The sequence below is a fragment of the Filimonas lacunae genome, from assembly GCF_002355595.1.
GTDB lineage: Bacteria > Bacteroidota > Bacteroidia > Chitinophagales > Chitinophagaceae > Filimonas > Filimonas lacunae.
In genome coordinates, this window is sequence record NZ_AP017422.1 from 7,781,303 (window position 1) to 7,807,384 (window position 26,082).

24 protein-coding genes are annotated in these 26,082 nt (G+C 44.5%); 16 read left to right on the plus strand and 8 right to left on the minus strand.

The window, feature by feature from the left end; genetic code table 11:
• The first annotated feature begins 4 nt into the window (after positions 1–4).
• From FLA_RS30920 to FLA_RS30935, 4 genes are all read left to right on the plus strand, one after another.
• Entirely contained in the window at positions 5–973 is a 969-nt protein-coding gene (locus FLA_RS30920; RefSeq protein WP_084206262.1) for a cell division protein FtsQ/DivIB, read from the plus strand.
• A 63-nt stretch (positions 974–1,036) separates the two neighbouring features.
• A complete protein-coding gene (gene ftsA, locus FLA_RS30925; RefSeq protein WP_076379828.1) occupies positions 1,037–2,422 on the plus strand; it encodes a cell division protein FtsA in 1,386 nt (461 codons plus the stop codon).
• Between the two features lie 51 nt (positions 2,423–2,473).
• The gene (gene ftsZ / locus FLA_RS30930; RefSeq protein ID WP_076379610.1) at positions 2,474–4,261 is read left to right on the plus strand and encodes a cell division protein FtsZ; all 1,788 of its coding nucleotides are present in this window, start codon (positions 2,474–2,476) and stop codon (positions 4,259–4,261) included.
• A gap of 134 nt (positions 4,262–4,395) precedes the next feature.
• A complete protein-coding gene (locus FLA_RS30935) occupies positions 4,396–5,346 on the plus strand; it encodes a TIGR01777 family oxidoreductase (protein WP_076379609.1) in 951 nt (316 codons plus the stop codon).
• A 25-nt stretch (positions 5,347–5,371) separates the two neighbouring features.
• On the opposite strand, the gene FLA_RS30940 is transcribed toward FLA_RS30935, so the two are convergent.
• The 3 genes from FLA_RS30940 to FLA_RS30950 all read right to left on the minus strand — a co-directional run bounded on the left by FLA_RS30940 (position 5,372) and on the right by FLA_RS30950 (position 7,828).
• Positions 5,372–6,172, minus strand: a complete 801-nt coding sequence (locus FLA_RS30940) for an ABC transporter permease (RefSeq protein ID WP_076379608.1) — start codon at positions 6,170–6,172, stop codon at positions 5,372–5,374.
• Positions 6,173–6,194: 22 nt separating this feature from the next.
• On the minus strand, positions 6,195–7,085 hold the full coding sequence (locus FLA_RS30945; protein WP_076379607.1) for an ABC transporter ATP-binding protein: 891 nt from the start codon (positions 7,083–7,085) through the stop codon (positions 6,195–6,197).
• 161 nt (positions 7,086–7,246) lie between these two features.
• The gene (locus FLA_RS30950; protein WP_076379606.1) at positions 7,247–7,828 is read right to left on the minus strand and encodes an RNA polymerase sigma factor; all 582 of its coding nucleotides are present in this window, start codon (positions 7,826–7,828) and stop codon (positions 7,247–7,249) included.
• A gap of 230 nt (positions 7,829–8,058) precedes the next feature.
• On the opposite strand from FLA_RS30950, the gene uvrA reads away from it, so the two are divergent.
• Complete coding sequence (gene uvrA / locus FLA_RS30955) at positions 8,059–10,986, plus strand: excinuclease ABC subunit UvrA (protein WP_076379605.1); 2,928 nt, start codon at positions 8,059–8,061, stop codon at positions 10,984–10,986.
• Positions 10,987–11,061: 75 nt separating this feature from the next.
• Here the strand turns inward: uvrA and FLA_RS30960 are convergent, their stop codons facing one another.
• Positions 11,062–11,535: a ferritin-like domain-containing protein gene (locus FLA_RS30960; protein ID WP_076379604.1), complete on the minus strand. Its 474-nt coding sequence runs from the start codon at positions 11,533–11,535 to the stop codon at positions 11,062–11,064.
• A 192-nt stretch (positions 11,536–11,727) separates the two neighbouring features.
• On the opposite strand from FLA_RS30960, the gene FLA_RS30965 reads away from it, so the two are divergent.
• Both FLA_RS30965 and ligD read left to right on the plus strand, forming a co-directional pair.
• Positions 11,728–12,669 (plus strand): hypothetical protein, encoded by a 942-nt coding sequence (locus FLA_RS30965; protein WP_076379603.1) that lies wholly within the window; start codon positions 11,728–11,730, stop codon positions 12,667–12,669.
• 66 nt (positions 12,670–12,735) lie between these two features.
• The gene (gene ligD, locus FLA_RS30970; RefSeq protein ID WP_076379602.1) at positions 12,736–15,480 is read left to right on the plus strand and encodes a DNA ligase D; all 2,745 of its coding nucleotides are present in this window, start codon (positions 12,736–12,738) and stop codon (positions 15,478–15,480) included.
• Here ligD and FLA_RS30975 read toward each other — a convergent pair.
• The 3 genes from FLA_RS30975 to FLA_RS30985 all read right to left on the minus strand — a co-directional run bounded on the left by FLA_RS30975 (position 15,477) and on the right by FLA_RS30985 (position 17,625).
• Positions 15,477–15,782 (minus strand): hypothetical protein, encoded by a 306-nt coding sequence (locus tag FLA_RS30975; RefSeq protein ID WP_144264046.1) that lies wholly within the window; start codon positions 15,780–15,782, stop codon positions 15,477–15,479. The genes ligD and FLA_RS30975 overlap by 4 nt on opposite strands.
• 111 nt (positions 15,783–15,893) lie before the next feature.
• Positions 15,894–16,319 (minus strand): DUF4293 domain-containing protein, encoded by a 426-nt coding sequence (locus tag FLA_RS30980; protein ID WP_076379600.1) that lies wholly within the window; start codon positions 16,317–16,319, stop codon positions 15,894–15,896.
• A 25-nt stretch (positions 16,320–16,344) separates the two neighbouring features.
• A complete protein-coding gene (locus tag FLA_RS30985; protein ID WP_076379599.1) occupies positions 16,345–17,625 on the minus strand; it encodes a serine hydroxymethyltransferase in 1,281 nt (426 codons plus the stop codon).
• A 113-nt stretch (positions 17,626–17,738) separates the two neighbouring features.
• On the opposite strand from FLA_RS30985, the gene FLA_RS30990 reads away from it, so the two are divergent.
• The 9 genes from FLA_RS30990 (at position 17,739) to FLA_RS31030 (ending at position 24,670) form a co-directional block, all read left to right on the plus strand.
• Positions 17,739–18,731 carry a sugar phosphate nucleotidyltransferase gene (locus tag FLA_RS30990; RefSeq protein ID WP_076379598.1) on the plus strand — a complete coding sequence of 331 codons (993 nt, stop codon included), beginning with the start codon at positions 17,739–17,741 and terminating at the stop codon, positions 18,729–18,731.
• Positions 18,732–18,769: 38 nt separating this feature from the next.
• On the plus strand, positions 18,770–19,723 hold the full coding sequence (locus FLA_RS30995; RefSeq protein WP_076379597.1) for an NAD(P)H-dependent flavin oxidoreductase: 954 nt from the start codon (positions 18,770–18,772) through the stop codon (positions 19,721–19,723).
• Between the two features lie 413 nt (positions 19,724–20,136).
• Entirely contained in the window at positions 20,137–20,676 is a 540-nt protein-coding gene (locus FLA_RS31000) for an RNA polymerase sigma factor (protein ID WP_076379596.1), read from the plus strand.
• A complete protein-coding gene (locus FLA_RS31005; RefSeq protein WP_076379595.1) occupies positions 20,664–21,932 on the plus strand; it encodes an outer membrane beta-barrel protein in 1,269 nt (422 codons plus the stop codon). Before FLA_RS31000 ends, FLA_RS31005 begins: the two co-directional genes overlap by 13 nt.
• A gap of 12 nt (positions 21,933–21,944) precedes the next feature.
• Positions 21,945–22,367 carry an OB-fold protein gene (locus FLA_RS31010; protein ID WP_076379594.1) on the plus strand — a complete coding sequence of 141 codons (423 nt, stop codon included), beginning with the start codon at positions 21,945–21,947 and terminating at the stop codon, positions 22,365–22,367.
• A 27-nt stretch (positions 22,368–22,394) separates the two neighbouring features.
• Positions 22,395–22,796 (plus strand): c-type cytochrome, encoded by a 402-nt coding sequence (locus FLA_RS31015; protein WP_159445115.1) that lies wholly within the window; start codon positions 22,395–22,397, stop codon positions 22,794–22,796.
• 10 nt (positions 22,797–22,806) lie between these two features.
• A complete protein-coding gene (locus FLA_RS31020) occupies positions 22,807–23,346 on the plus strand; it encodes a YceI family protein (protein WP_076379592.1) in 540 nt (179 codons plus the stop codon).
• A gap of 7 nt (positions 23,347–23,353) precedes the next feature.
• The gene (locus FLA_RS31025) at positions 23,354–24,241 is read left to right on the plus strand and encodes a DUF5777 family beta-barrel protein (RefSeq protein ID WP_076379591.1); all 888 of its coding nucleotides are present in this window, start codon (positions 23,354–23,356) and stop codon (positions 24,239–24,241) included.
• A 111-nt stretch (positions 24,242–24,352) separates the two neighbouring features.
• Positions 24,353–24,670: a hypothetical protein gene (locus FLA_RS31030; protein WP_076379590.1), complete on the plus strand. Its 318-nt coding sequence runs from the start codon at positions 24,353–24,355 to the stop codon at positions 24,668–24,670.
• Positions 24,671–24,741: 71 nt separating this feature from the next.
• Here FLA_RS31030 and FLA_RS31035 read toward each other — a convergent pair whose 3' ends face one another.
• Positions 24,742–26,064 (minus strand): ABC transporter permease, encoded by a 1,323-nt coding sequence (locus FLA_RS31035; RefSeq protein WP_076379589.1) that lies wholly within the window; start codon positions 26,062–26,064, stop codon positions 24,742–24,744.
• Between the last annotated feature and the right edge of the window lie 18 nt (positions 26,065–26,082).

Genomic DNA, 26,082 nt, shown 5'->3' on the forward strand with positions numbered 1-26,082 from the left:
TGATATGTGGAAGAAACGACTTCAATTCATGGCATGGTGCGTGCTGGGGCTGCTGACAACAGGCCTGCTGGTTGCCGGTGTGCAAAAGAAAAACAGCCAGCGTTGCAAAGCGGTGCATATTGAAATTGAAGGCGCGGAAGAACATGTGTTTGTAGATGAAAAACATTTGCTGGCTTTGCTGGCAAAGAACGGAGCAGAAAAGGGAGTGCCGGTGAACAGTGTAATGCTGCGCAGGCTGGAAGCAAGGGTAGAAAAGGATGTATGGATAAAAAACGCGGAGCTGTTCTTTGATAATAACCGGGTGTTGCAGGTGAAGATAGAAGAGCGTGAGCCGTTGGCAAGGGTTTTTACCATAGAAGGAAGTTCTTTTTATATCGACAGTTCAGGTACCCGGTTGCCTTTGAGCGACAGGTTAACAGCAAGGGTTCCGGTGTTTACTTCTTTTCCCGGCGAAAAAGCAAAGCTGTCTGCTACAGACAGTATTGTATTGCAGGAGGTGAAGAAGATAGCGCAGACCATTGGAAGGGATTCATTCTGGACCGACCTGGTGGCACAGGTAGATATTACGCCACAGCGTACTTACCAGATCATCCCCCAGTTAGGGAACCAGGTGATTGAGTTAGGCAGTGCAGAAAATCTTGACGACAAACTTGACCGGTTGTATAGTTTTTATAAGCAGGTGTGGGCAAAGGCAGGATTTGAGAAGTACGAGAAAATTGATGTGCAGTACGCAGGGCAGGTAGTGGCAACGCGCAGAGGTGTAAGTGCAGGTGTGCCTGACAGTGCCAGGGCTATACAGCAGCTAAACAACAGCATAGCACAGGCAACCGGTTTATCGGGTGGCAGTGCGGCAGTGCAGGCAGCAACGGCTAATGGCAACAGAAGGGATACTACGGCAGCTGCAGGTAACAGGCCGGCAAGGCCGGCAGCAGCGGCACCAAAGCCAAGAGCAGTGATGCAAAGAAGACATTAGGAACGTAACAAAGGGAGATTGAACAATAACAACAACAACAACGAACAACTAAAACACGTATCTATGAACCCAAACGAAGCACCCATCATCGTGGGTCTTGACATTGGCACAACGAAAATTGCTGCCATTGCCGGACGCAAAAACGAGTATGGGAAACTGGAAATACTAGGCTTTGGCCGCGCCAATAGCAGTGGCGTACAACACGGCCAGGTGCTTAATATTGACCAGACGATTAAAGCCATACAACAGGCTTTGCTAAACTGCTATGAAAGCAACCCGGATTTGGAAATTAACGAGGTGTATGTAGGTATTGCAGGGCACCATATCAAGAGTTTGCAAACACGTGGCGACATTGTAAGGCAGGACTCGGACACTGAAATTGAGCGTTGGGAAATTGAGCAGCTGATTGATAATCAGAAGAAGACTTTTATTCCTGCAGGTGATCAGATCATTGAGGTGATTCCACAGGATTTTCATGTTGACAATTTTCAGAACATTAAAGATCCTGTAGGTTACAACGGTGTGAAAGTGGGTGCGAATTTTCACATCATTACAGGTGACAGAAATGCGATACGCAACATTAACCGTTCTGTAGAAAGAAGCGGTTTAAAAACCAAAGACCTGGTATTGCAACCGCTGGCTTCTGCTTCTGCTGTAATGAGCGAAGTGGATATGGAAGCGGGTGTAGCCATACTGGACATTGGAGGTGGTACTTCCGATCTGGCAGTGTTTTATGAAGGTATATTAAAGCATACTGCTGTTATACCTTTTGGTGGAGAAAACATTACCAACGATATACGCATGGGATTAGGTGTGCTGAAAAGCCAGGCCGAAGCCATGAAGGTTCAGTTTGGTAGTGCATTAGCCGATGCGGCTAAAACCAATGCCTTTATTACCATACCTGGTTTAAAAGGCATGCCTGCTAAAGAGATCAGTGTAAAAAATCTGGCAAACATTATCCAGGCAAGGATGAGCGAGATACTGGATTTTGTTACATATCATTTAAAACAGGTGGGTTTGGACAACAGAACACTGAATGGTGGCGTTATCCTTACCGGTGGTGGTTCGCAATTAAAGCACCTGATACAGTTAACAGAATATGTTACTGGTTTAAATGCCCGCATAGGTTTACCTAACGAGCATCTGGCCGCTAATCATATTGATGAGCTGAAAAAGCCGATGTATTCTACCTGTATAGGTTTAATATTAAAAGGTTTCAGCGATTACGAGCATCAGCGTAAAGAGTTCGACAACCGCTTTAAAAAAGTGGTGGTGCCTGAAAGCCTGAAAAAAGAAGAGGTTGCAGAAACCGTAGCAACTGCACAGGTGGCAGCGCCAGTTGAAACAATAGATATGAGAAAAAGGAAGGGATTGAATAGCTTCTGGGATAAGTTTAAGGACGGTATTATAGACTTGTTTAAAGAAGAGGGTGATCAGGAGATAAGATAATAACAATGAAACAAAATACTTACTTACTAACCAAACATAAAATTCCGGACCATGATACACTTTGATTTGCCAAAGCAAAAGTCATCTATCATCAAGGTTCTTGGTGTAGGAGGCGGCGGAAGTAATGCGGTAAACTACATGTTTGCGCAGAACATTGAGGGGGTGGATTTTATCATTTGTAACACCGATGCCAAAGCGTTGGAGCAAAGTGATATACCTAATAAAATTCAGTTAGGCCCGCATTTAACGCAGGGCTTAGGAGCTGGCGCCAACCCCGAAGTGGGCAAGCAGGCTACTGAAGAATCGCTGGAAGAGATTAAGCGCATACTGGAAGTAAATACCAAAATGGCATTTATTTGTGCAGGCATGGGCGGTGGCACCGGTACCGGTGGCGCGCCTATCATTGCCAAAATATGCCGCGAGCTGGGCATTCTTACCGTTGGTATTGTTACCCTGCCATTTGGATTTGAAGGGCCGCGCCGTCATCAGCAGGCTGAACTGGGCATTAAACAGTTAGAGCCTTACGTAGACACTTTACTGGTTATCAGTAATGATAAACTGCGTATGCAGTATGGCAACCTGAAAATGAAGGAAGCTTTTGGTAAGGCCGATAATGTGTTGGCTACCGCTGCCAAATGTATTACAGACATCATCAACAGCCGCGGTCACATTATTGTGGACTTTGCGGATGTATGCACTGTAATGAAAAATGGTGGTGTGGCTATCCTGGGTAGTGCCTTTGTAGAAGGAGAAGACAGGGCACAGACTGCCATTGAGCATGCGTTGAACTCTCCGTTGTTGAATGATAACGATATCCGTGGAGCAAAATGGATATTGATTAACATTAACAGCGCCGAAGGGGAACACGAATGCACTATGGACGAACTGGAAATTATCAACAACCACCTGCGCATGCAGGCGGGTGAACATACCGACGTAATTGTAGGTATGGGCTATGATAATACCCTGGACAGAAAAATAGGCATTACACTTATAGCTACTGGCTTTGAACATAAAGATCCTTTTGCTGCTCCCAGAGAAGAAGATGTTGCTGTTCCACGTGCGGTAAACAATCCGAACGAGAAAATAGTAATGACACTGGGTGTAGAAGAAGATAAAAGGCAACAGCCTGTACAGCAGCAACCAGTAGTGTTTGAAGATCCGATGGCACCTAAGCTGGTAGATGGAAGCGCTAACGTAGCGCCCCGTCCCGAGCCACGCCAGGAAGATCCCTACACCATGCCTGTTGGTAAGGTGGATGCCAATGGTGTTTTCCGTTTTGAATTATCTACAGATATAACAGGAGAGGTAAAGCCTGCTCAGCCAGAGCCTAAGCCTACCGAACCTGCTATGCAGTATGTAGAAAGAGTATATCCTGAGAACAGGGGTGTACAAGGCGGTGCGCAGCAACCTGTGCCACAGCCGTTTGTACAACAGCCACGTCCTACATTCAATCCTCAGCAACCTCCGGTACAGCCAGAGCCTAAAGAGGAAGAAAATGCAGGTTTTGAACTGGTAATAAAAGACAATGCGCCACCAGCGTATGAAGGGCCTTCTATTAGCACATTCGATATCCAGGATGATGAAGAAGAACAAAAGCGTCGTGCTGCTGAACGTATTCAGAAGCTGCGCAAGTTGTCTTTCAACATGAACACCAACGATCCGAATAACGAGTTTGAAACAGTGCCTGCCTATATCAGGAGAAACATGGATTTGTTTGGTAATACCATGACTTCTGTAGAAAATTTCTACAGCAAGTATACAGTTAAGCCTGATGAGAACAATGAAGGGCGAATCTCCTCCCTGAATACGTTCCTGGATGGCAAGAAGCCGGATTAATACCCGGCCTGGTTCATAGGCATCTCTGACATTTTATAGTGTTTTTAGTTGTTGTGTCCCTCCCGTTTTGCCGGGAGGGATTTTTTGTTATATTACATATGTAACCAGTTATTCATTGATTCTAAAATTTATTTATGTCTACAGTGCTTATTACCGGGGGAACCGGTTTGGTGGGCAGCAGGCTTACAAAGCTGCTGGTGCAGAAAGGCTACGAGGTTATAGTGTTAACCCGTAACCCCGATGCACGTCCGGCCAAGCCTTCTGTAACCTATAAGCATTGGGATGTAGAGAAAGGGGTGATAGATAAGGATGCAGTTGCGGCAGCTGATTTTTTAATTCATCTGGCGGGTGAAGGAGTAGCCGATAAACGCTGGAGCAAACAACGAAAAGAAGCGATAGTAAGCAGTCGCGTAAAAAGCGGTGAGTTGCTGTTGAAGGCTGTACAACAACATAATACCCGTTTGCAAACAGTAGTAAGTGCATCCGGTATAGGTTGGTATGGGCCAGATGCCAAAGAGAAACGCAAACAACCAGTGCCTTTTGTAGAGTCAGATTCGGCCAGTGCTGATTTTTTAGGAGAAACCTGCCGTTTGTGGGAAGAGTCTGTACAGCCTTTTAAAGCGCTGGGTAAAAGATTGGTAATTTTACGAACCGGCCTGGCATTGAGCAACCAGGGAGGATTTTTGTTAGAGATAAAGAAGCCGTTACAAATGGCCAACATAGCCACTATTATGGGTGGAGGAGAGCAGGTGGTAAGCTGGATACATATTGATGATCTGTGTCGCATGTATTTGTTTGCATTGGAAAACGCCCAGGTAGAAGGCGTATATAATGCGGTGGCGCCAGCACCACTCACCAATAAAGCCATTACTTTGTTAATAGCCAATCACCGCAAGCCCAAGCCTTTCATCCCTATTCATGTACCCGCTTTTGTGTTAAAGATTGTGATAGGGGAAATGAGCGTGGAAGTGCTGAAAAGCGCTACTGTGAGTGCTGCCCATATTAAAGAAACCGGTTTTCATTTCCTGTATCCTTCGGCAGATGCAGCCATAGAGCAATTACAGGCAGAAGCTGCTTCTGCTTAAACAGATAGTATAAAAAAACTGCTGATTATAAATCAGCAGTTTCAAATTTTCGTTTAATAAGCACAAAGTATAGGATAATATAGCAATGAGCTGCTATTAATAAGTTGGCTACAGGAGGTAGAAAGTTTTTCTGCAAAGCCTTCTGAAACATTTGAATAGGCACCAGTTTATCTGTCGGGTCCAGTGTTAAGTAGTAACCCGGTCCCTCCAGTGGATCACCGGTAGCAAATCTGTTAATCAGCAACACCAGTATATTCTCTATTAAAAACACATAGGTGAAAAACAGCGCAATAGTAAGCCCGGAGCGCTTTAGCAATAAGCTTAATAACAAAGCAAGGCTGGTATAGCTAATACATTGTATAAAGGAGTAGTATAGTTGCGAGCTGTTTTCCATAGAAAAATAACTGTATGCCTCGCTAAGGCCAAACACTACACCTGTTAAAAACAGCACTATGGTAAAAGCAACAGACAGTACCAGTATTAATAACATTTTTCCGTATATAAACTCTGTACGGCTTAAACCATCGATTACGTTTTGACGGTGGGTTTTAAAGTTAAATTCATTAGTGGTGCTAATGATCACTATCAACGAAGGCAGGAAGAGCAGGTAACTGGCTATTAATGCCACAGTGTGCCAGATTTCCGGAAACTGGAAAGGAGAGCCAGCCATACCCATTAAGACTGTTGCTTTAGAGTTGCTATGAATTACCTGGAAATAAATGTAGTTGATGCCTATAATACATAACAATAGCAAACCCACTAAAACCCAGAAGGTTTTGTAGTTCTTTAGTTTCAGCCATTCTATCTTTAATAATTTCAGTATCATATTGTTTAGTTGAGGGGGTGGGTTAATTGGTTAATTCAAAGAAGTTGCTTTCCAGGCTTTTCTTTTTCAGTTGCAGCTGGCTTAACACCACACCATTATTAAAGCAATGCTGGTTAATGGCAGCCAGGTTGGCGGTGCCGGTAGGATACAATAACTGTATACTTGTTGGTAATGTTACTATTTTGCCAATACCAGGCAGGCTGTTGGCTGCTGCAATGAGTGCGGTAATGTCGGCAGCGCTTACTTCAATAATATCTTCCCCTGCAAACACTTCATTTACATTACCCGAAAGCAGCAGTTTGCCCTTTTTTAATATGGCTACATGGGTACACACCTTTTCCACTTCGTCCAATAAATGACTGGCCATAATAATGGTTTTGCCTTCAGCGGCCAATTGGGTAATCAGCGAGCGTATTTCGGCAATACCTACAGGGTCTAATCCATTGGTAGGTTCGTCCAGCACCAGCACCTCGGGATTGCCCAACAGTGAAGAAGCGATGGCCAGGCGTTGCTTCATACCCAGTGAAAAAGTGCTGAACTTGCTTTGCCTGCGTTCGTACAGGTTTACTTTTTTCAGTACCACATCAATATCGTCAAAACCTCTTCCCTTTATTTCTGCGGCAATACGCAGGTTGCGTTCGGCTGATAGATAATGATAAAAGTTGGGTGTTTCCAGCAAGGTGCCTATTTGTTTGCGCATAACCGCATTAAAAGGCTGCCCCTTAAAGGTGAAGCTGCCGGCATTGCTTTTTAATACATTCATTAATATGCCCAGCAGGGTGGTTTTTCCGCTACCGTTGGGACCAAGTATGCCAAATACACTGCTTTGGGGGATATCAAAAGATACCTGGTCCAGCGCCTGTATGGGGCCGTAGTTTTTGCTTATTCCGGATATGCTTACAATGGAGGACATGGATTGTTTTCTATTTGTTCAAAAGTTACAGTGTTTGATAGATTGGTGTAAGCTATTATACATGAATGGTTAAGGCTGAGTACAATGGGTAACAAAAAGCCGCCTTCCTTTAGGGGAAGGCGGCTAAATAAGGTATAGGAGGGGAATGTGTATCTGGAAGTTTACAAAGCAATCTGCTTTTCGGTCATCATACGGCGCAGATTAATTAACCCGTAGCGCATGCGCCCTAAAGCAGTGTTAATACTACAATTGGTGGCTTCTGCAATCTCTTTAAAGCTGAGATCGCCAAAGTGACGCAATACAATCACTTCCCGTTGCTCTTCGGGCAGTTCCTGTAGCATGTTATGCACGCGGGCATGGCTTTGCTGGCGTATCATTTTCTGCTCGGGCGTATCGTCTGCCACCTGTAACCACTCGAATATGTCGTTATTATCGCTATCCACAATAGTGGGAAGGCGTTTTAACTTACGGAAGTGATCTACGCACAGGTTGTGTGCAATCCGGATGGCCCAGGGTAAGAATTTACCTTCCTCATTGTAGCGATTTTGCTTCAGCGTATCAATGATGCGGATAAATGCCTCCTGAAAAAGATCTTCTGCCAGGTATTTGTCCTTTACCAGGAACAAAATAGAACTGAACAGTTTATCTTTATAACGGATTATTAGCGCTTCCAGCGCGCGAACATCACCATTGTGAAATGAATGGATCAGTTGAATGTCGGTATAATGATGAAACCTTCTCATAACGGGCGTTTTTGGGGTTTATACGACCGGGCTAACATTAATTAATAATATAAAAATTGTGCCTGAGTAGAGGTTTATTCGATAGAGGAAGAAATTTAATGTTTGTGAATGTAATGTGAATTTACAATTTGCCAACAAGTTCGCTGCATGTAAATTGTAAAAAAAATGTGAAAAAACTGCCGGTTTGGGCAATTTTTTTGCTTGTGTACAGTAATTGATAAAAAATGGGAATGAAAAGGAACACTACGGTAGCAGAAAAAGATAAAAAACGGAAGGATACACCCACCCCGGAGGAGCAGAAAGATATGATAGTGGTAAAGGGAGCAAGAACCCATAACCTTAAAAACGTAACAGTAGGCTTTCCCCGAAATAAATTTATTGTGGTAACCGGGGTGTCGGGCAGCGGAAAATCGTCGCTCACCATCGATACCCTGTTTGCCGAAGGGCAACGGCGCTATGCAGAAAGCCTGAGCGCTTATGCACGCCAGTTTATGGCCCGGATGGTAAAACCCGATGTGGATTATATAAAAGGGTTATGCCCAGCCATTGCCATTGAGCAGAAGGTAATTACGCGTACCCCACGCAGTACGGTGGGTAGTATGACGGAGATTTATGATTACCTGCGTTTATTGTATGCCCGTGCTGGTAAAACCATTTCGCCCATCAGCGGTAAGGAAGTGAAGAAAGACGACGTTACCGATGTGGTGGAAGACATTAAACAATTGCCGGAAGGTATGCGGGTGGTAATACTGGTGGCTTTTAAACAGCACGATAACCGGGATGTGAAAGAGGAACTGAACATTCTGATGCAGAAAGGCTTTAGCCGTATGTATATCCGGGGCAGGGAAGAAGCACCGGAATTGCTGCGCATAGAAGAGTTGCTGGAAATGGACGAAAAGGAGCTGAAAAAGAAAATTCCGGCCAAACCCAAAGCAGCTGCTAAGTCTAAAACTGCCAAAGCCAAAACGGAAGAAGACGAAAACGCTACCGACAAAAAAGCCGGCAGTCATATTTACTTGTTGATAGATCGGGTGGTGACCAAAGAATTTGAAGAAGATGATATTCACCGCTTATCCGATTCCATTAACACGGCTTTTTATGAAGGTGAAGGCGAGGTGCTGCTGGAAATAAATGGCAAAGAACTGGTGCATTACAGCAACCGGTTTGAACTGGATGGGCTTACGTTTGAAGAGCCGGTTCCTAACCTGTTCTCTTTTAATAATCCTTACGGAGCCTGTCCTACCTGTGAAGGTTTTGGACAAGTACTGGGTATAGATGAAGACCTGGTAATACCTGACAGAAGATTAAGTGTGTATGAAGGGGCTGTGGCTCCCTGGAAAGGGGAGAAACTGGGCCTGTGGCGCGATCAGTTTGTAAAAGGGGCCCGTAGCATTGATTTCCCTATTCATAAGGCAATTGCCGATTTAACACCGGCGCAGTATAAGCTACTGTGGAATGGCAATGGCAGTGTATATGGTATTCGTGATTTCTTTAAAGAAGTAGAGCAAAATTTGTACAAGGTACAATACCGTGTGTTGTTAAGCCGGTACCGTGGCCGTACTACCTGTCCGGAATGCGGCGGTTCGCGTTTGCGCAAAGAAGCCTTGTATATAAAAATTGATGACCGCAATATTGGTGAGCTGTGCGAGTGGCAGGTAAAAGACCTGCAACAATGGTTTGCAAACGTGCCTTTAACCGAACATCAGCAACAAATAGCCAAAAGAATATTGCTGGAAATAAATCAACGCCTGCAAACATTGGTAGATGTAGGATTGGGTTATTTAACGCTGAACCGTTTGGCCAATTCACTAAGCGGTGGCGAAAGTCAGCGTATACAACTTACCCGCAGCCTGGGTAGTAACCTTACCAACTCGTTATATATTCTGGATGAGCCTTCTATAGGGTTACACTCCCGCGATACCGAGCGTTTGATCAGCGTGTTAAAGCAGCTGAAAGAACTGGGTAATACGGTAGTGGTAGTGGAACACGATGAAATGATGATGCGCGAAGCAGATCATATTATTGATATGGGGCCGCTGGCTTCACACTTAGGGGGTGAAGTGGTGGCTGCTGGTACATACGACGAACTGATTGCAGATGACAACAGCTTAACAGGTAAATACCTGAAAGGTGAACTGACTATTGATGTGCCCAGGCAACCCCGTAAATGGAAAAGCAGCATAGTAGTAGAAGGCGCAAGGCAAAACAACCTGAAAGACGTAACTGTTACGTTTCCATTGAATGTACTGTGCGTGGTAAGCGGCGTAAGTGGTAGTGGCAAAACCACCCTGGTAAAACAGGTGTTGTACCCTGCCTTGAAAAAACTGAAAGGAGAACCGGCTGATAAAGTCGGCTTCCATAAAGCTATTAAAGGAGACCTGGATAGCATCAGCCAGATTGAACTGGTAGATCAGAACCCCATTGGTAAATCATCACGCAGTAACCCTATTACATACATTAAGGCTTACGATGATATACGCGATTTGTATTCCCGTCAGCCATTGGCTAAGATGCGTGGCTTTCAGCCCAAGCATTTTTCCTTTAACGTAGATGGCGGACGTTGCGATACCTGTAAAGGTGAAGGTGAACAAATTGTGGAAATGCAGTTTTTGGCCGATGTGCATTTAACCTGTGAGGTATGTGGCGGTAAACGCTTTAAAGAAGAAGTGCTGGAAGTACACTATAAAGGCAAAAGCATTTATGATGTACTGGAAATGAGTGTGGATGAAGCCATTGAATTTTTTGGGGAAGAGAAAAACCTGGTAAAAGCAATTCAGCCTTTACATGATGTAGGCTTAGGATATATTAAACTCGGGCAAAGTAGCGATACTTTAAGTGGTGGTGAAGCGCAAAGGGTAAAACTGGCCAGCTTCTTAGGCAAGGGCAAAAGCCAGGGGCATATCATGTTTATTTTTGATGAACCTACTACCGGCTTGCATTTTCATGATATTAAAAAGTTATTGAGTTCGTTCCGTGCTTTAATTGAACAAGGGCATTCTCTGTTGGTGATAGAACATAACACCGATGTAATTAAGAGTGCCGACTGGGTGATAGACCTGGGGCCGGAAGCGGGCGATGCGGGTGGTAACCTGGTATTTGCCGGCATTCCTTCTGAATTAAAAAATATAAAAGAAAGCTATACCGGTAAGTTTTTATAAGTGGGTGTAGTAACGATAGCAAAAAGGCATGCTTATGATGAGCATGCCTTTTTTACTTACTGATTCGCAGACTGTTTAGGCAGCCTGATCGCGTAAATGTTTCACTTTATCGTGAGACTGTTTTAGTTGTTGCTGCTGCCTGGTAAGCTTGGTTTTTACAGACATAGAGATATCTTCTTCTTCCAGTGCACTGCGGTAAGCCTTTTGTGCAGCATCCTCACCGCCTTCACAGCTGGCAAGTATTGCATGCCTGGTGTGGCCGGTGAACATTGCTTTTACGTCCATCCATGCACGGTAAATTTTACCACTGGCAGTGGTGCCGGTTTCTGTTTGGCCGCCCAGCATTTGCACTTCAGATGACAGCTCCAGTTTTAAACCTTCGCTTTCTACAATCATATCAGTAAATAAAGGTTTCAGATCAATGTCTTCACTCTTTAATTCATCAATAGCGTTTCTATAACCGGTGATACGGTCGTTGTGAATTTCGATCAGATCATTTAATACATCAATGGTAGTTTCATTGGTTGTTGCTGTTGTTAACGTACTCATAGTGTTTTCATTTAATTAACGAATAAGGTTCTGCAGGATAGGGTTAAAATATCATGCCGTTGGTGATGTTATGATGGGCTGCAACGCAACAGAGACCTATGGCGTGGGGTGTAGTTGGGAAAAACTTTCAGCGGCAGCGTAGAGTTTTTCCCATTGTAGCTTACTTTTATTCGTATGAACAGGGGTTACAGAATGATAGGAACTATGCTGGTGTTAATGCTTTTAACAGTAGTGCATACTGCAAAAGCGCAGTTTATTACAGGCAAGTGGTATGGTGTAAGTCCGCTTACCAGTTCACCGGGTTACCATGAATCATCCAAAGAGCCGGAAGGCGATATCCTGGAAATTGCAGGAGTAGATTCTAACCGTATTCATGGGTTAAGCTATCATTATAGTTGGGTCAAGGGCAAGTTTTACTATGTGATCAAAACTTTGGAATGTACCTATAATGCCAAAGACAATAAATGGACTATTCAAGAAACCAGTATTAAAGACAATCATCTGCACCCGGCCGAGTATACCTGTTTGCATACTTATATACTTACCTTCTCTACGAGTAATCAGAAAGACTCCCTAACAGGAACCTGGACGGCCGCTTCGGCAGACGACTGCGGGGCTGGCGTGGGAAAGTTTGCACGCACCAAACCCATTTTTACCAAAAAAGCTGATGCCGATTCAGTAGAAGCAATTACACATATTATTACGCTACCTAAAGATGGCATAGATGTGCGTAAAGATCTGGCACAGGTGGTGAGTAAAGACAAACTGAAAAAAGAAGCGGAATTTCAACTCATGCTATCCAGAAGCCGCACACTTATCCAGTCCATTCCCCTGCAATCGCCTAATATCAAAGTTTTGATATGGGATAACAATGTGCTGGATGGTGATAACATCTCCCTGTATTTTAATAAAGAACTGATTTTAAACCGGAAGCGTATCACGGCCGAGCCTATTGAGTTAGAGATAAAGGCTGTGCGGGGGCAGGAGAACGAATTGATTATGTATGCCAATAACCTGGGCGATATTCCGCCTAATACGGCTATGATGCGGGTATATGCCAATGGCAAACAGTATGAAGTGTTTATGTCATCCGACGAACACAGCAACGGCATTATCCGTTTTACGATGGAATAGGCCATGATGTGGCCACTTGCTTTGGCATAGTATTTACAACGTTTTTAGCGTTTAATACTATTTCCTATGAGCCTTGCCAGATATAAGCAAAAGCGCAGCTTTTCGCACACACCAGAACCCGCTGGAGGTAAAGCCAGCAGTGGCCGCCTTCGTTTTGTGATCCAGAAACATGATGCTTCTCATTTGCACTACGATTTCCGGCTGGAAATGGATGGCGTATTAAAAAGCTGGGCAGTGCCTAAAGGGCCTTCTACAGACCCTTCTGTAAAACGCCTGGCTATGATGGTAGAAGATCACCCTTACGATTACCGCACTTTTGAAGGAATTATACCGGAAGGTAATTATGGTGCAGGAACGGTGATTGTATGGGATGAAGGTACCTATGAGCCATTAGAACAGGCGAAAACAAAGAAAGAACAGGAAAAGTTGCTGTTGAAGCAATTGAATGCCGGCTCGCTCAAGTTTGCCCTGCATGGTAAAAAGCTGAAAGGAGAATTTGCTTTAGTACATACGCATGGAAGGGGAGAAAACTCCTGGTTGCTGATTAAGCACCGTGATAAATATGCCGCTACTACTGATATTACCAAAAAGGATAAATCGGTTGTTTCAGGCAAAACATTGGCAAAAGTAGAAGCTACCAGCACCCATATCTATGGGGAAGATCATAAAGAGCCTGATACTGCGGGGAAAGTAAAGGTGCCTGTGAAGAAGGTTGCCGCAAATAAAACAGCCGCTAAAACAGCCTTTAAAAAGACGGCCGCTAAAAAAGCAGTTAAGCCTAAATCCGCCACCACCCAGGCCGTTAAAAAAAAAGCCCCAGCCACACAGGGCGTAAAAAAAGCCTTTCCTAAAAATAGTAGCCCTATGCTGGCAACCCTGGTAGATAAACCATTTGATGAAGAAGGCTGGCTATACGAAATTAAATGGGATGGTTACCGGGCATTGACGTTAAAGCATGGGAAATCTACTGAACTGGTTTCGCGCAATCAGAAATCGTTTAATGAAAAATTCTATCCAATATATGAAGCCGTAAAGCAATGGAAGGTGGATGCTGTAGTAGATGGAGAAATTGTGGTAGTGAATAAAAACGGGGTATCTAATTTCGGTTTGTTGCAAAACTGGCGCAGTGAAGCCGATGGCGATTTGTATTACTATGTATTTGACCTTCTCTGGTTGAATGGATATGATGTAACCTCCTTGCCTTTGCAGCAGCGTCGCCAGTTGTTGAAAGAGCAATTACCTTCCCCGGATGGACCTATCAGGATGAGTGAAAACTTTAATGCTACTGCTACCGAATTTCTGGCTGCTGCTGCTGAAACCGGCCTGGAGGGTATTATCGCTAAAAAAGAAAATAGTAAATATGAACCTGGTAACCGGTCGCGCAACTGGCTTAAAATGAAAACGGGTAAAAGGCATGAAGTGGTAATAGGTGGCTTTACGCAAAATAAGGGTTCTGTGAAGTTGTTCAGTTCGCTATTGGTAGGTGTATATGAAAATGGAAAACTGCAATACACCGGTAAAATAGGCACCGGCTTTACAGAAGCGATGCAAAAAGATATGATGAAGCAGTTTAAGCCCCTTATTACCAGCAAGCTTCCTTTTGAACAGGAACCGGATGTAAATAAACCTTCCCGCTTCCGGCCCGATCCACCTCATGCCAGCGTTACATGGTTACGGCCTAAGCTGGTATGTGAAGTAAGCTATACCGAAATAACCAGTGATGGCGTAATGCGGCATCCTTCTTTTGAAGGCATGCGGGAGGATAAAAAAGCAAAAGACGTAAAACGCGAAATAGCCGTTCCCGTGAAAACAGTGAAAGAAAACAAAAGCGCCCTGCACACCAGCAAGGTGCTACAGCCAGCTGGCAAAACAGCACGTAAAACCCTGTTGAATCCGACTGATGAAAGCCAGGTGCGGAAGGTGAATGGGCAGGAGTTGAGCTTTACCAACCTGGATAAAATATACTGGCCCAAAGACAAGATCTCTAAAAGAGACATGCTGAATTATTACTACCAGGTAGCGCCTTATATCTTGCCCTATATCAAAAACAGACCTCAATCGTTGAACCGGTTTCCGAATGGCATTGACGGTCAGGCATTTTACCAGAAAGATGTAACGGGTAAGGTGCCGGATTGGGTAACCCTGTTTCCTTATCATAGCAAGGATGACAAAGAGCAGAAAAACTTTATGGTATGTACAGAGGAAGCCGGACTGTTGTTAATGGCCAATATGGGCTGCATTGAAATCAATCCCTGGAGCAGTACCGTGAACAAGCCGGACAATCCTACCTGGTGCATCATCGACTTAGATCCCGGTAAGAATACACCGTTTGATAAGGTGATAGAAGCGGCCAATGTAACACATCAGTTACTGGATGCGGCAGGTATTCCTTCTTATTGCAAAACCTCCGGCTCTACAGGTATGCATATCTATATTCCGTTAGGAGCGAAATATACCTATGAGCAATCGAAAGAGTTTGCCCGGGTGATTGTGACCCTGGTGCAGGCGCAGATACCCGCTTTCACCAGTATAGAGCGGCAGATAAGTGCCCGTAAGGGAAAGTTATACCTCGACTTTTTACAAAACCGCCCGCAGGCCACCCTGGCTGCTCCTTATTCGGTAAGGCCCAGGCCTAAGGCTTCGGTGTCCATGCCCTTGCATTGGGAAGAGGTGAAAAAGGGATTGAAGGTTACCGACTTTACTATTGCCAATGCCATAGCCAGGATACAGGCCGAAGGCGACCTGTTTAAGCCGGTATTGGGCAAAGGCATTAGCCTGACTAAAGCATTGAAGCAACTGGAAGTGCTCTAATCAAAATCGGTCAGTATTTTATTGGCCCATTCCAGGTTGGCTTCTGCATTGTCGTGGCCTTTAATACTGTTTTTATCAGCTATTTCCAGCGCTTTTCTAAAATCAGATATGCCATCCAGTATCAGGTCGCGGTTTTCCTGTTCTATCCCTAATTGCACGCGGCTGATGCCGCGGTTGTTCCAGGCTACATAGTTGTTAGGGTCGTTGATGATTTCCAGGTTATACAACTCTATAGCGGCTTCGTGGTTGTTGTTGTCGTTAGCTGCCTCAAAGGCATGCTGAAATCTGGCTGTGTTTTTCATATCCATGCTTTTGTATTTGCTCAACAAATAGCGTTCCGGTCGGTCCAAGGCAATAAAAAACCGGTTACTTGTGCGGGTAACCGGTGTGATTATATGTTGTAAACTGTTTTATTAACGTAGCCTGTCTACACTTTTTACCAGCTTATCATCCCTTCTGATGCCACGTATTGCCAGTATCAGAAACACGGGAATAACAAAGGTAAGCGCAGAGGTAAGCGCATAGTTGCCGCTGCCGGCTACAAACTTGCCGGTTTCGGTAATGTACAGTACAATGTTTACAATAGCCACCAATGTAGTAGCCAGTGTTAACCACAACTGGCGCTTTCTTTCTTTATAGAAAAAAATCATCAGTAAAGCAGCTACCCCGGTAATTACGGTTACAATGGTAATTAACAGGTTGGTAGTTCCGGTTAAGATTACATACTGTGGCACTCCACCTTCCACTTCATGCATGCCTGCATAAAAAGGGAGTTTCAGCGTTAAAAACGCCAGCACAGAAGCCACCAGTAACCAGATTGTTTGTATACGTTGTATCATAAGTTTTTGCTTTAGTAATCATCTCTTATCCCATCTCTGGATACAGAACAAACTGACCCATGAATTCGTTCACCTGGCTTTTCACTTTGTTGATAAGGGCAGCGTCATCTGCATTCATCAGCACATTGTCAATTGCGTTTACAATAAATTGCATATGCTCAGCGTGCATACCTCTTGTGGTAATGGCTGCTACACCAAAACGGATGCCGCTTGTTACGAATGCGCTTCTGTCATCGTAAGGAACCATGTTTTTGTTGGCGGTGATATCAGCCTGTACCAGCACTTGCTCTGCTTTTTTACCGCTGATGTTTTTGTTACGCAGGTCAATCAGCATCAGGTGGTTATCGGTACCGCCGCTGATGATCTGGTAATCTTTTTCCATAAATGCTTTGGCCATAGCCTGGGCATTGGTTTGCACCTGCTTGGCGTACTGGGTGTACTCATCGCTCAATATTTCACCAAAAGCAATGGCTTTAGCAGCAATTACGTGCTCTAATGGACCGCCTTGGATACCTGGGAATACTGCCAGGTCAATCAGGTTGCTCATCAGGCGGATATTGCCTTTGTTATCGGTTAATCCAAATGGATTTTCAAAATCTTTGCGCATCATAATGATACCGCCACGAGGTCCACGCAGTGTTTTGTGGGTGGTGCTGGTAACGATATGGCAATGATCAAACGGATCGTTCAGTAAACCTTTGGCAATTAAACCAGCTGGGTGGGCAATATCGGCCATTACCAGGGCGCCAATTTCATCAGCTACCTTACGAATACGGGCATAATCCCAGTCGCGGCTATAAGCGCTGGCGCCGCAAATGATCATTTTAGGTTTTATTTCGCGGGCTTTTGCTTCCAGCATTTCATAATCCACACGACCATCTTCTTTCTTAACGCCGTAAAAATGAGCCTTATATAACTTTCCGCTGTAGTTAGCAGCCGATCCATGGGTCAGGTGACCGCCCATGCTCAGATCCAGGCCTAAAATGTCGTCACCGGGCTGTAAACAAGCCAGGGCAACGGCAGCATTTGCCTGCGCACCACTGTGCGGCTGTACGTTAGCGTACTCAATGTTGAAAATTTGTTTTAAACGGTCAATAGCCAGTTGTTCGGTTTGGTCTACAATTTCGCATCCACCATAGTAACGGCGGCCGGGATACCCTTCTGCGTATTTGTTAGTCATCACATTTCCCATGGCTTGCATCACCTGCAGGCTGGTAAAGTTTTCAGAAGCAATTAATTCAATGCCATGGCGTTGGCGCTCTAACTCTTTGCGTATCAGATCGAAGACGATAGTATCCCTTTGCATTGTCTGGTGAATTTTGGCGCAAAAATAACCTGAATTTCCACAAAACTTGGCTGGATTATAGATTTTACTATTTTCACGGCTTCTTAGCGAGATAAGAGAAGACCAATTATTCAATGAAAGCGATAATTCCAGTAGCGGGGGCAGGTGCAAAACTTCGTCCGCTTACATATACACAACCAAAGGCGTTAATTCCGATTGCAGGCAAAACTATCCTTAGTTTCATTGTAGATCAGCTTCATGACGCGGGTATCGATGAGTTTATCTTTATTGTAGGTTACCTGGGCGAGAAGATTCAGGAGTACGTAAAACAGACGTATCCCGATCTTACCTGCCATTTCGTGCAGCAAAGTGAGCGACAGGGTACCGGCCACGCAGTAGAGCTAACCCGTAGTCTGGTAGGCTCGGAAGAAGTGTTTGTGGTGCTGGGTGATACCATTTGCGACTACGATGTAAAGGAGGTGATTGACAGCCCTTACAGCATGTTAGGCGTGAAAAAGGTGGATGATCCGCGCAGCTTTGGGGTAGCAGAAATAGATTCGGAAGGATTTATTGAGCATGTGGTAGAAAAACCGGCTATTCCTAAAAGCAATATGGCCCTGGTAGGGTTGTATAAAATAAAAGAAACCGAATTCTTATACGAGTGTCTGCACCATTTATTTGAGGCAGATATCCGCAGCTATGGGGAATACAATCTTACAGACGCCCTGGACTGTATGATGAAACGCGGCGCCCGTTTTAAAGCCTTTAAGGTGAAAAACTGGTTCGATTGCGGTAAAAAAGAAACCCTGCTGGAAAGCAATGCCACTTTATTAAAAAAATTCGGAGGGTATGTACACGAATCGGTACACTCCGAAAACTCCATCATCATCCCCCCGGTAAGCATCGGAGCCGGTACCATCTTAAAAAATACCATTGTAGGCCCGCATGTGTCTATTGGTGCTAACTCGCATGTACAGTATTCCATTGTACGGGACAGCATTATTGGCTCATACACCAATTTACATGAAGTGGTGATAGATCACTCTTTAATTGGTAGCGATGCCAGCGTAAAAGGGTTAAGCCGTAGCCTGAACATTGGCGACAATACCGAAATAGATTTCGGATAAGCAGGCGCGCACATAGCCGGATATTGTAAATTAGGGCTATGGAAGCAACGAACCGGGTTACACAGTTATTGCAAATTCAACTGCCTGTTATACAGGCAGGTATGGTATGGGCCAGTGGCTGGAAACTGGCCAGCGCGGTAAGCAATGCGGGCGGCTTAGGCATTATAGGTGCAGGCAGTATGTATCCCGAAGTGTTGAAGCAGCACATTATCGATTGCAAGGCTGCTACAGATAAGCCGTTTGGTGTAAACCTGCCTTTGCTGTACCCGGATATTGAAGCGCATATACAAACCATTATCGATTATCAAGTGCCGGTGGTATTCACTTCTGCCGGTAATCCCAAAACCTATACTTCACGATTAAAACAACACGGCATTACCGTAGTGCATGTGGTAAGCAGCAGCAAATTTGCACTAAAGGCGCAGGAAGCAGGCTGCGATGCAGTGGTGGCTGAGGGCTTTGAAGCCGGTGGCCACAACGGCAGGGAAGAAACCACCACTATGGTGCTGATACCCGCAGTACGCCAACATATTTCTATTCCGTTAATAGCAGCCGGGGGCATAGCCACCGGCAGGCAAATGCTGGCAGCCATGGCGCTGGGGGCCGATGCCGTGCAAATAGGCAGCCGCTTTGTGTGTAGTGAAGAAGCCAGTTCACACCTGGCTTTTAAGCAGGCGATTGTAGCTGCGCGGGAAGGCGATACCCAGCTCAGTATGAAAAAAGCAGTGCCGGTAAGATTGCTAAAGAACCAATTTTTTGAACAGGTACAACAGTTGGAATGGGCCGGAGCATCGGAACAGGATTTAAACCAGTTATTAGGACATGGCCGCGCTAAAAAAGGCATGTTTGAAGGTAACCTGGAAGAAGGGGAACTGGAAATAGGCCAGGTAAGTGCTTTAATACAGGATATTCAGCCGGCTGCTGCCATTGTACAGGAAATATGGGAAGAATGTAAGCAGGCTGCCAGAGAGGTCAGCCTGCTGCTGAATTGATCCATCTTTCATCCAAACGCTCGTAGCCTGGGAACGATTGACAGGTTCCCGGGTGGCTTTTATGGTAAAGCCGTCACCAAATTATTATTGACAATAGTCCACACTCCCGGCAAAGGCACGCTTACGCCCCGGTTATTACCCCTTACCAGGCTATCCTTTCCAAAATAGTAGATAGGCCATCCAGGCCTATTGCCAGGATGTATTTATTTGTCATGGCTTAAAAAGTTTTATTTGTAGATGAAATGTGCACTTTCATACATTCATACGGCTAGCTTTGTACAGGAGTTGCTTCGGAAGAAAAAAAGAAATATTGCAAGCACAGGCAACCAATTTATTTGCCAGCCGTATGTACTTAAAACTAAACGCTACCAATATCTTCTTTGGAACAACTATCAACCATAGTACAGGGCTGTATGCGTAACCAACCCGGTTATCAAAAGGTGCTGTATGAAAAATATTATGGTTATGCGCTTAAAATAGTTTTCCGGTATGTATACCGGTACGAAAAAGCTACCGATGTCGTGAATGACGGTTTTGTAAAACTGTTTAATCACTTTAGCCGGTTCACCTGCCGCGAACCGGAACACCTGGAAAAAATACTGATGGGGTGGATTAAGAAGATAATGGTAAACACCGCTATTGATGAATTGCGCAGGCAAAACATGATACCGGAAATAGGAGGTATTCCGGAGTATGTGTGGGAAGAAGCTGATAACCAGCAAACACCGGAACAAAGGCTCTTTTATAAAGAACTGATTATTGAAGTAAAACAGCTACCGCCATCGTACAGGGTAGTGTTTAACATGTATGTAATAGACGGGTTTTCGCACCAGGAAATAGCCAGCCAGCTGGGTATAACGGTGGGAACATCCAAATCCAACCTGGCAAAGGCCAGGGCCCATTTGCAGAAAAAACTAAACTCTATACGTGAAAGAAACATATGCAGCTCTTAGATGACGATATGGACGACCTGTTCCGCAATGCTGCCGATAATTATCCGCTAAAAACGGGTGATACCGACTGGGATACGGTAATGGCGAAGCTGCACCCGGAAGGGAACGGGCCTTCTTTTGTAGAAAAGGGAGGAGCCGGTAAATGGTATCGGGTACTATGGCTGCTGTTGTTAACTCCTTTGTGTTTTGTAGCGCATTTGCCTAAGTTCACTTTTTCTCATACACCGGCATTGGCACAACAAACTACCAGCCGGCAGGTTAGCACGGTTACTACTTTAAACGAAGAGAAACAGGAGAATATTCCATCTCCCGAAAAAAAATCTTTACAAAATATTCCTCCACAGGCAACCCCTGAGCCGGAACATGCGTATCAATTGAAAAAAGAGCGGATACCGGCAGGCAGGAAGAAAATGACGGGTACTGATAGAGAACAAAATTATTCTCTGACAACGAAAGAGCCGGCCAGGAAAGTAAATAAGCTCCTTGAAATCATTGAAAGGCAACACATCACTGCTGATACCGCTACAAAGGCAGACAGCCTGCCAACGGTTAATGACATGGTAAGTTCCCGGCCCGATACAGCTGCAAAAGACAACACGACTTTTGCAACAGGGGATGCTGGTAAAGATTCTGCTGTTGTTGTAAAGGAGTTGAAAAAAGAGAAAAAGAAGGGGTTATACATAGGAGCATTGGTGAGTCCTGACATAAGTACGGTAAAAGGACAACAGGTAAATAATGTGGGATATGGTTTTGGAGTAATAGTGGGCTATCAATTCTCAAAAAAACTGGCAGTTGAAACAGGGTTATTGTGGGACAGGAAATATTATTATTCCAAAGGTGAATATTTTAACACTAAGAAATTAACCTATCCCAACGCCAACATTGTAGATGTGGATGGCTGGTGCAGAATGTTTGAATTGCCTTTGAATGTGCGGTACTTTTTTAAAACAGGAAAGAAAAGCAGCTGGTATGCCAATCTGGGTGTGTCTTCTTACCTGATGAACCGCGAAAGCTATGATTATGCTTACCTGTATAATAACCAGGTACATAATGCCAATTGGAAATATGATAATGCAACCAGGAACTGGTTGAATATAATACATACCGGTATCGGATATGAGCGACCTATGGGAGTTTTAGGAACCCTGAGAATAGAGCCTTACCTCAAGGCTTCTATCGGGGGAGTGGGTGTAGGCAGTTTGCCTTTAACCAGTTTTGGTATAAACGTGGGTATTACACGGTCTGTTAAGTTTTAATATCTGAAATACATGACGCGAAAAAAGAAACTGTTTTTCGCAGGGGTATTCCTATGCCTGGCAGCGCTGGCGTGGGGGTATTACCTGTACCAGAAACCGAGGGCTGGTGTTACAGCCGAACAGTCGGATAGCAAGCTTACCGCCGACACTTTGTATAGTCATTATGCGGTAAACGAAGAAAAGGCTAATCAGCTGTACAGTAATAAAGTATTGGAAGTAACTGGTGTGGTGGCGCAGGTGCAAAATGCTGCCGGCGCTGCTGCAGTGCTGCTGGCCGCTAAAAGTGAAATGGGAGGTGGTATTAACTGCAGCCTTGCCAGTGATCAAAAGGCAGATGACCTGAAAGTAGGACAAAAGGTTTGTATAAAAGGACGTTGCACCGGCTACCTGATGGATGTGAACCTGGTAGATGCAGTATTGGTCAACGAGAACTAACGGCTTAATTTAAAATTGATGATAACTATGAAAAAGACATGGGTATTACTCCCCCTACTCATTATTGCCGGTTGCATTGCAGTGCAATCGTGTTCAAAGAGCAATGAAGTGGATTTAAGCCAGAGTGGTGGCACAGACAGCACCGGAACAGGCGGTGGTGGCAGTAGTTGTGATACGGCTAATATGCAGTATGCAGCCAACGTGGTGCCTATTTTAAAAGCCAGTTGTACTAGTTGCCATGGCAGTGCCGGTGGCATATCGCTGGGTACCTATGCACAGGTAAAGGCCCAGGTTGATAATGGTGCGTTAATAGGTTCTATCACACATGCTTCAGGCTATGTGGCTATGCCTTATAATCGCTCCAAGCTGAGTGACTGTGAGATCAATACTATAAAAGCATGGATAGCACGCGGTGCTTTAAATAACTAAATAATAGGCTATGAAAAAGTTAATAGTAATGTTGCTAACCGCCTGCACACTACAGGCAGCCCGGGCGCAAACCTTTATTACCCGCGATGGTAAAATCAGTTTCTTTTCTAAAACATCTGCCGAAGACATAAAGGCAGAAAACAAGCAGGTGTTTGCCGCGGTAGATCTTTCTAAAAAAACAGTAGCCTTTTCTTTATTGATGCGTGGTTTTTTGTTTGATAAACAATTGATGCAGGATCACTTTAATGAAAACTATGCAGAGAGTGAAAAATACCCCAAAGCCTCGTTTACAGGCGCTATCAATGGTAATGTAAGTAATACACCCGGTAAGTACCCGGTAACCATCGATGGCAAACTCACCATGCACGGTGTAACCCAGCCGGTAAGTATCCCCGCAGTGCTGGAAGTGCAGCAAGGTAAAGTATCGGGCAGTGCTTCCTTTAATGTGAAGCTGGCCGATTATAAGATCACTATTCCCGGAGCCGTAAAAGATAAAATAGCCCCTGACGTAGCCGTAAAGGTGTCTATAGTATGCAACCCCTTAAAGTAAAAAGCTTATGCGCAAAATTTCTTTATATATAGGCCTGCTGCTGTTATGCCAATACCAGGTAGCAACGGCGCAGGACAGTTCTTTATTAAAAATGCTGGAAGATTCACTGGCAGTGGACCAGCAGCCGGAAGTGGTAATAGGTACCTTTAAAGCCACGCAGTTGGTAAACCTGCCCACCACCGAATCGCCCGGTAAAAAAAGCCTGCAGTTTTTAATTATGCACCGCTTTGGCAAACTTAATGAAGGTGCTTATGCTTTGTTCGGTTTAGATAATGCAGAGATTCGTTTTGGATTGGACTATGGTATCACCGACCGGCTTTCGGTAGGGGTAGGCCGTAGCTCATTGGATAAAACCTTTGACGGATCGGTAAAGTATAAAATACTGGAGCAAACCACTAAGGGCATGCCCATTTCGGCCAGCTTTTATGGCGTGCTTACCAATTTTACCCAGCGTTACAGCGATAAGCCTTACCTCGACGCCCGTTACCGTACCAGTTATACTTCGCAATTGTTGCTGGCCCGCAAGTTCTCCAGCAACTTTTCTTTACTATTAGCCCCTTCGTGGACACATATGAACCTGGTGGCTACACCAGAAGATAAAAACGATGTGTTTGCTGTAAGCGGCGGTGCCCGTTTTAAGTTTACCAAAAGAATGGGTATCAGTGCTGAATACAACTACTTTTTCGATAACCAGATAGCTTCTGCTGATATCACACGTTCCCTTTCGTTTGGCTGGGATATTGAAACCGGTGGTCACGTATTCCAGTTTGTGGTATCCAATTCCAGGGGCATGATAGCGCCTTACTACCTGGCCAAAAACACCGGTACCTGGGGTAAAGGGGATATTTATTTTGGTTTTAATATTTCGCGTTCCTTCAACTGGAACAAACGATAGACAGGTTATCAGTATAAAATATATTCAAATATATTTTATGTAAATAGCTCCCGCTGAGGATAGCTGGCGAATGACGGCACAATGTTATATTCATTACGTAAAACCAATGATATGACATTATTTACCTGCTTGTCTGCTGCTGCTATCCTCTTTTTTGCAGCCCATGTTATACTGCTTTTCACTTCTTTTCCCAAGGGCGGTTTTTATAAAACACGTTATCTATGGTCGCATATTACGCTTTGGCTGGTGGGCGTTATTTTATTTGCGATGACAGCCATTTATTCCGGAAGTGGTATTTCGTCTTTGGCAGATATATTTGATACGATGGGAAAACGATTGCTGATATTGGTGGTAACTTTTGCGGTATCAGGATTAGCGCATATGATTGTACGCTTCCTGGTATTAGGTAATAAAACTGCACGGGGGTAATTCCTTGAATAAAAAAAGCGGGCTATCGCATAGAAGTGATAGCCCGCTTTTGTATATGTAGAAGTTACTGATCAGTTTTTTACAAAAGCCCATTTGATCATCTCTTTCCAGGTAGTTTTTTTACCATAGAGTAATATGCCGGTACGGTAAATTTTACCGGCCAGCCAGGTGGTAAATAAGAAGCCGGCAATTAACGACGCCATACTGGCCAGTAACTGCCAGTAAGGAACGGTGCCCGGCACTCCATAAGCCACACGAGCCATCATCACAATGGGGGAACTAAAAGGGATAATACTGGCCCATACGGCGATAGGGCTATCAGGGTAGTTAATGGCCCTGGTTAAAATGATAAAGGAGAAAATGATAGGCATGGTAATGGGCATCGTAAGACTTTGCGAGTTTTGCACGTCTTCCACTGCGCTGCCAGCCGCTGCAAACAGGGCTGCGTAAAACAGGTAACCACCAATAAAGTAAAACAGGAACAAACCTATCACCACTATCCAGTTTACGGTACCTACCATGTGCTTCATTTCAGAGAAGCCCTGGGCAAACTCGCTGGATTGTGCGCCAGCTGCCATAGTGCCACCTTGTTGAGCAGCTTGTACCTGGTGCAGTGTATCGGGCGATAAAAAGTGGTTGGCTCCCATGGTAATGCCCAGTATTAACACAATCCATATCAGAAACTGTGTTAAGCCTACAGCGCCTATGCCTACAATTTTGCCCAGCATTAACTGGAAAGGTTTTACGCTGCTGATAATCACTTCTGCAATACGGTTGGTTTTTTCTTCCGTTACCCCACGCATTACCATTACGCCATAAATAAACATGGTAATGTATATAAGAAAGCCGCATACATAACCAATGCCATGTGCCACGCTGGAGTCGCTTTCAGAAGCGCCTTCCCCTTTTTCCTGGTACGATTTTAAATTGGCAAAGCGTGATTCTTTATGTATAGAATCCAACGCACTACGGTTAACGCCCGCTACTTCCAGCATATGATCTTCTATGGCTGAATTGATGTCATCTTCTATATCAGCTTTAGCCTTAATACCTATCCCTTTTTGATAGCGGATGATATAATCGGTGTTAGTGGTGCCTTCAAATTTAGGGATCATTAAAATAGCCGAATAACCTTTAGCGAGGTAGTTGCTGGTGTCAATACCTTCTGTAAAATGGTATTGAATGCTGTTGCTGCTTTTTAAATTGGTTTTAAAAAAGCCGTTGGCATCCTGCACGGCAATAGAAAGCGTGTCAGTACCCTTTACGGCCAGGTAGGCAGAAAAGCCAATTAAAAAAACGAATAGCAAGGGAGTAAGCAGGGTAGTTAGCAGAAAGGTTTTGTTTTTTACCCTGGAGAGATATTCCCGTTGTATAATTAAAGAAGTTTTGCTCATGGCGCAGTAATTAAGTGA